This is a genomic window from Parasphingorhabdus sp. (assembly GCF_041748495.1).
GTDB lineage: Bacteria > Pseudomonadota > Alphaproteobacteria > Sphingomonadales > Sphingomonadaceae > Parasphingorhabdus.
In genome coordinates this window covers 24970-31371 of the sequence record NZ_JBGTDD010000088.1, presented here as the reverse complement: position 1 = coordinate 31371, position 6402 = coordinate 24970, and the positions used below count along the sequence as shown (strand labels likewise).

At 53.0% G+C, this 6402-nt stretch carries 3 protein-coding genes; all 3 read right to left on the bottom strand.

The features are described 5' to 3' along the window. Nucleotides 1-141: 141 nt before the first annotated feature. The gene (locus ACEW8J_RS07160; RefSeq protein WP_373490957.1) at nt 142-933 is read right to left on the bottom strand and encodes an SDR family oxidoreductase; all 792 of its coding nucleotides are present in this window, start codon (nt 931-933) and stop codon (nt 142-144) included. 161 nt (nt 934-1094) lie between these two features. Continuing rightward, the gene (locus ACEW8J_RS07155) at nt 1095-3491 is read right to left on the bottom strand and encodes a TonB-dependent receptor (protein ID WP_373490956.1); all 2397 of its coding nucleotides are present in this window, start codon (nt 3489-3491) and stop codon (nt 1095-1097) included. A gap of 277 nt (nt 3492-3768) precedes the next feature. Next, on the bottom strand, nt 3769-6399 hold the full coding sequence (locus tag ACEW8J_RS07150) for a TonB-dependent receptor (protein WP_373490955.1): 2631 nt from the start codon (nt 6397-6399) through the stop codon (nt 3769-3771). Between the last annotated feature and the right edge of the window lie 3 nt (nt 6400-6402).

The following is a 6402-nucleotide window of genomic DNA, read 5'->3' as shown; positions in this document are numbered from 1 at the left end:
GGCATAAGCACTATCCTCCAGAAAATGACTTCGCCTGCGAGCCGGTCATTTTCTGGAGGATAGTGCTTAGCAAACCAAAACGGCTGAAGCCTTATACCAGCTACAAGCTGGTGGGTTTACTCCAAAGGTGAGACACTAAAGTCAGGACGCTGAGGAGAGCGACGCCATCATCAGCTGCTGGTCCTTGCGCGTCGGATTGCCGCGCAGGCAAAGGCCGCCATTGACCTGCAGATTCTCGCCGGTCATGAAGCATTCGTCGCTGGCAAGGAACACTGCAGCAGCGGCGATATCTTCGCTGGTTCCGATCCGGCCGAGCGGATAGCGCGCTTCGAAGGACTCAACCAGTCCCGGCACCTGATCAACACCTGCGGTCATTGGCGTCCGCGTCAGACCCGGAGAAATGCTGTTGGCGCGGATGCCCTTTTCACCAAATTCATGAGCGACGCAGCGAATGATATGATCGGTGGCGGCCTTCGTACCCATATAGGCGGCATGATCATTGAGCATGATCGTTGCGGTAGCCGAACTGATCTGAATGATTGATCCGCCATCATCCATCGCCTTGATCATTTCCTGATAAAATTGAAACGGCCCAACCAGTTGCAGCGCCGACATCATTTCCAGTTCTTCTCTGGTATTCTCCAGAAAGGGTTTCAGAAAGCCGACACCTGTCGCATTGATCGCGATATCGACGCCACCCATCTGACTTCTCGCCGATTCAGCGAGCGCCTTGATATCGGCTTCCTGAGTCAGGTCGCAAATTGCATATTGGCCGCCAAGCTCGCCCGCAAAGCGTTTCAGCTCCGCCTCCTTCCGTCCGGCGACGAGGACATCGGCGCCTTCATCGCGAAAGCGCTGGGCAATCACCTGCCCCATATTGCCTTGACCGGCGGCTCCGAGAATTACCGCTCTTTTACCTTCGAGACGTCCCATATATTTGTTCCTCTGCCTGATTGTGATTTATCGAGGCATATTAGCCAGACGCATGCGGCCCGCTACTCTCATTATGGGTATCCCGTCAGCCATGAAATTTCCAAAAAAAGGGCCGGGAATAGCTTGCGCTATCCCGGCCCGACTTGATCAACGGGAGGAGATCAAAATTTGAAGGCAGCTTCCACAAAGACCTGACGACCACGATTTTGGGTGACGACCAGATCGTCACCAACGCCTGGCTCCAGAAACGGACGACCGCTGCTGGTGTTGACCCAGATTTTGTCGGTCAGGTTGACGCCAACCAGCGACAATTTCCACTTGCCATCCGGGTCACCGACCGAGACGGAGCCGTCGAAAGAGAAATAGCTGTTCTGCCTGAAATCATTCAGCGAATCTTCGTTGGTGAAATAGGATCCGCTATATTGCACGTTACCATTCAGTCCCAATTCGATCGCGTCTCCCATCGGCATTGTCCAGTCGAAGGCAGCGTTACCGGCAAATTTCGGAGCACGAGCAGCAGACCGGCCATTGAGGTCCTGACCCGAAGTTGTAACGAATGGCGCCGTAAATTCAGCATCGGTATAGGCCAGCGAACCGGAAAAATTCAGCCCCTCGACCGGTGTGCGCCATCCCCATTCGACATCAACACCCTGGCTGGTCAGCTGGCTGGCGTTGAACGTCAGAAACTGAACTGCTGCCGCATCGAAGGTCTGCACCTGAAGATCGTCAAAGACATAATAGAAGACCGATGTGTTCAAAGTAATTGTACGGTCTGCGAATTGCGCCTTTACGCCCACTTCACCGCCGAGGCCCGTCTCAGACTTGAATTTCAGAGAATCGGAGACGGCTGCGCGTACGGCTGGATCCGGATCATTGAAACCCAGCAAGCTGTTCGATGGCAGCGCACTATTGTCAACGCCCCCCGATTTGAAACCGGTTTTGAAGGCGGCATAAATGTTGATATCCGGCGTTGCCTGATATTTGATTGACGCTTCCGGCGAGAAATTAGAGTCCCTGAACGTAATCGGTCCCGAGAAGAAACCGCTGTCGATAAATGCCGGTGTCGCGGACAGGAAGCTATGAACATAAGGAACGGAAATTCTCGATACCTTCTTTTCATCCGTCCAGCGCACACCACCGGAAATCTGCAGCTGGTCTGTCAGATCAAGGGTCGTACTAGCAAAAAACGAAAGCGCTTCGGTCTTTGTATTCTGCTTTTTATACCAGTCATAAGTAAAGCCGGTGACCGGATCAGCGGCAAGAAATGAGATATTCACGCCCTGCTGCGAGGTGTTGAAATCGATATCGCGAGTTTCGTAAAATGCTCCGACCATGAAATTGAACATACCGTCAAAATCGCTGGAAACGCGCAATTCCTGAGTGAATTGTTCGGTCTTGTTTACCGGATCGCTACAGCCCGCGTTGCCTGGGGCACCGTTGGCAAACTGACCCACATAGGCATAACAATCCGTATCGATCGCATCGAGGCTGAGATAACCCGAAACCGATGACAAGGTCAGCGTGTCGGATAGATCCAGGTCCCATTTCAAACGGCCAAAGAAGATCTCCGTTTCGCCGTAGGGAATCCCATTTTCAAAGCGGGGATCACCACCGGATCCCGTCGGAACGTTGGCAGCCAATGCGGCGGCTGCATCCGAAGTGTGATAAAGACCGTCGCGATCATTGCAGTCCGCATTGGACGGAATGACAACAGCACCACCCAGCAAATAGACCGGATCGGCGACGCCATTGGCACCGCAATTGATATCTGTATGCCCAACCGCGCCGTCGCTTTTATTCTTGATATAGTTCAACTTCAAATTGGCGTTGAAGTTGTCGAGCGGATCCCACTGGAGAGTAACCCGGCTGATGAAATTGCTGATACCGCGCGAATCCCGGACAGTCCCGTCAGGATTGAACGCCGGTGTGCCCGGCGCAAGCTTCACATAATCTTCGATATCCTGATATTGTGCGGCGACGCGAATACCGAGCGTATCGGTGAGCGGACCAGAGATATGACCGCCAACGGTATAGCCTTTTTCCTCAAACTCGTAGGCGGCTTTCCCACCCATTTCCCAATCCCGTGTCGGGTTGGCAGAACGAATGGAGAAAACTCCGGCAGAAGCACTTTTGCCGAAGAACAGAGATTGTGGCCCCTTCAGAACGTCAATCTGCTCCACGTCGAAAAAGCCGGCCTGGACAATCCGCATGGTGCTGACCTGGACGCCGTCAAAATCAAACGCGACAGCGGAGTCGAAGGAAGCAGAGATATTGGACGAGCCAACGCCGCGAAGGCTGATCTGACCACCCGATCCTGAGCCGCCAACCTGAACATTCAGCGCTGGCACGCGGCTGACCACGTCAGCGATTTCATTGACCTGAAAATTCTCCAGCGTATCGCGGCCGATCGCGGTGACCGTTACGGGAACTTCCTGCAATGTTTCTGTCTGCTTGCGAGCGATCACGGTGATGACGTTACTATCATATTCCTCAACAGCATCCTGCGCATGGGCTGGGGTCGCGATACCGGCAGCAGCCAAGCTGGCCGCGGTACCCATGAGCAGTGCCCGAACCGAATTGCGTGGGACTTTAATGTTGAGACGAGTCGATTGGGTAGTCATCATTTTCTCCAAAAAAAAATACCTCAGCTTTGAACCTGAGGCATATCTAAAATGAATGACGTTTGTTTGCCGCCATTATGGTGCAGCGCCTAGCAGGTCGGTTTGGGCCTGCTACTGTCACTTTCGCTATTTTGGGAACTGGCGCCTCAGCAAAAAAGGTAGGGCCGGAAGTAGCTTACGCTACCCCGGCCCATTTCGATCAACGAAAGATTGTTCAGAACTTGAAGGCAGCTTCCACAAAGACCTGGCGACCACGATTCTGTGTAACTACGAGGTCATCGCCAGTTGGAATGCCAAAGGCGTTCGGGGGGGCGAGGAACGGACGACCACCACTGGTATTGGTAATGACTTTGTCCGTCAGATTTACGCCAATCAAGGAGAGTTTCCATTTTCTGTCCGGATCACCAACCGATATAGCTCCATCGACCGTTACAAAACTGGGTTGGCGATAATCATTCAGCCCGGTCTGCGCAGTGAAATAGGACCCACTATATTGCAGGTTCCCATTGAGTCCGAATTGGAACGCATCTCCCATCGGAATCAACCAGTCAAAAGCGATGTTGCCAGCAAATTTAGGCGCGCGGGCGGCTCGTCGGCCATCTAGGTCCTGCCCGGAAGTAGATATGAAGGTTTTGGTAAATTTGGCATCGGTATATGCCGCCGCACCCGAAAATGATAAACCATCTAACGGTGTTCGCCAGGCAAAATCGATGTCGAGGCCCTTGGTCGTCAACTGGCTGGCATTGAAAGTCTGAAACTGCACGGTCGTCGCGTTGAAATTCTGTACCTGCAAATCATCGAAAATATAGTAGAATGCAGAAATATTGAATGTGACGCTACGATCCGCAAACTGACTTTTCACGCCAAGCTCGCCACCTTTGCCAGTTTCGGATTGGTAAATCAGAGAATCCGCGGTGGCTTGACGCACAGCTGGATCAGAGCTTGCAAATCCGGTCAGGCTGTTTGACGGCAACGCGCTATTGTCAATACCACCGGATTTAAAACCGGTTTTGAACGCTGCATAGACATTGACATCGGGGGTCGCCTGATAGCTGACGGAGACTTCGGGGGAAAAATTGGAGTCAGAAAATCTGATCGGCCCCGAGAAGAAACCGCTGCTGACGAAAGCAGGGCCGGAGGAAAGAAAAGTGTGAACATAAGGGATGTCGATGGCGTTGACCTTGGTTTCATCCGTCCAGCGGAGCCCACCGGAGACTTCCAGTTGATCGGTGAGATCAAGCGAGACACTACCAAAGAACGACAAGGCTTCGGTTTTTGTATTGTGCTTTTTATACCAGTCGTAGGTATTGCCGGTCACTGGGTCCGGAGCGATCAGTGAAATATTGACGCCCTGCTGTGATGTATTGAAATCGATTTCGCGCGCTTCGTAAAACGCACCAACCATGAAGTTGAACATTCCGTCAAAATCGCTGGCCAGGCGCAGTTCCTGAGTGAATTGCTCCGTCTGGTTGCGTGGGTCACTGGAGCCAGCTCCCTGGGCAGATCCGGGGAAGTTCACGGCTGCGAGCGCTGGCGCTATGGCAGATAGAGGCCCGAAAGGTGAAAATGCGGGGCCGACGCCAACCGAGCTGTAACTGTCAAAGTCCACCGCGTCCAAATTGAGATAACCCGATACGGATGAAAGTGTCAGCGTATCCGACAAATCGAGATCCCACTTCAATCGGCCAAAGAATATATCGGTTTCGCCGAACGGCACGCCATTGAAATTCTGACCAGCCGCGCTGCCTTGCGGAATACCGGTTGCCAAAGCCGGAGACGGATCAACGAGCGGGTATCGATCATCACTGATATTACAATCGGCATTGGAGGGAATGACGACCGCGCCTTGCAAGAGCCACACTTCATCCGCGCGTCCGTTGGCACCGCAGTGCACATCGGAAAATGCAAGCGCGCCGTCATTTTCATTTTTGACATAGTTTAATTTGAGATTAGCCCTGAAATTATCCGAAGGATCCCACTGCAGGGTCGCCCGTCCGATAAAATCCTTGAGGCCGCGATTGCGATTGACTGCCGGGGTACCATCGGCAACTTTGACATAGTTGTCGATATCGGTGAACTGACCTGCCAGGCGAATGCCCAACGTATCACTCAAAGGACCCGAAATATAGCCGCCAACCGTATAGCCCTTTTCCTCGAATTCATAAGATGCCTTTCCACCGACTTCCCAAGCTTGCGTCGGGTTGGCAGAGCGGATCGAGAAAACGCCGGCTGACGCACTTTTGCCGAAGAAGAGAGATTGCGGACCCTTCAGCACATCGATCTGTTCGACGTCAAAAAAGCCGGCCTGCACAATCCGCATGGTGCTGACCTGCACACCGTCGAAATCAAACGCCACTGCGGAGTCGAAGGAAGCCGAAATATTCGACGAACCGACACCGCGAAGCGAAATCTGGCCGCCGGAACCGGAGCCGCCGACCTGCACGTTCAACGAGGGAACGCGGCTTGTGACGTCAGAAATCTCGTTGACGTTATAATTGTCAAGCGCATCCTTGCCGATAGCGGTGACCGTCACGGGCACTTCCTGCAATGTTTCGGTCTGCTTGCGGGCGGTGACCGTGATGACATTGGCTTCGTCAATTCGATCCGCATCTTGCGCTAGCGCGGGAGAGGCGAAAGCCAAGCCGGCGACAGAGCCCAATAAAAGCGATTTGATCGTCCTGCTGGTGAGGACGGATTTGTGGCGTGAAGAATATCTGGTCATTGCTCTCTCCCAAACTGGTCCGGTCACTCTGGCCGGATCCTGAGTCTTAAAATTCCGGCGGTTTCTTCCGCCTTTGCTATGTTGTCTTGTTAAGCCTGAGTTTCTATTGGCTCTGCTAGCCAATTT

Excerpts from the sequence above, each read along its gene's own strand:
- ACEW8J_RS07160 (WP_373490957.1), bottom strand. The coding sequence starts at position 933 with ATGGGACGTCTCGAAGGTAAAAGAGCGGTAATTCTCGGAGCCGCCGGT.
- ACEW8J_RS07155 (WP_373490956.1), bottom strand. The coding sequence starts at position 3,491 with ATGGGTACCGCGGCCAGCTTGGCTGCTGCCGGTATCGCGACCCCAGCC.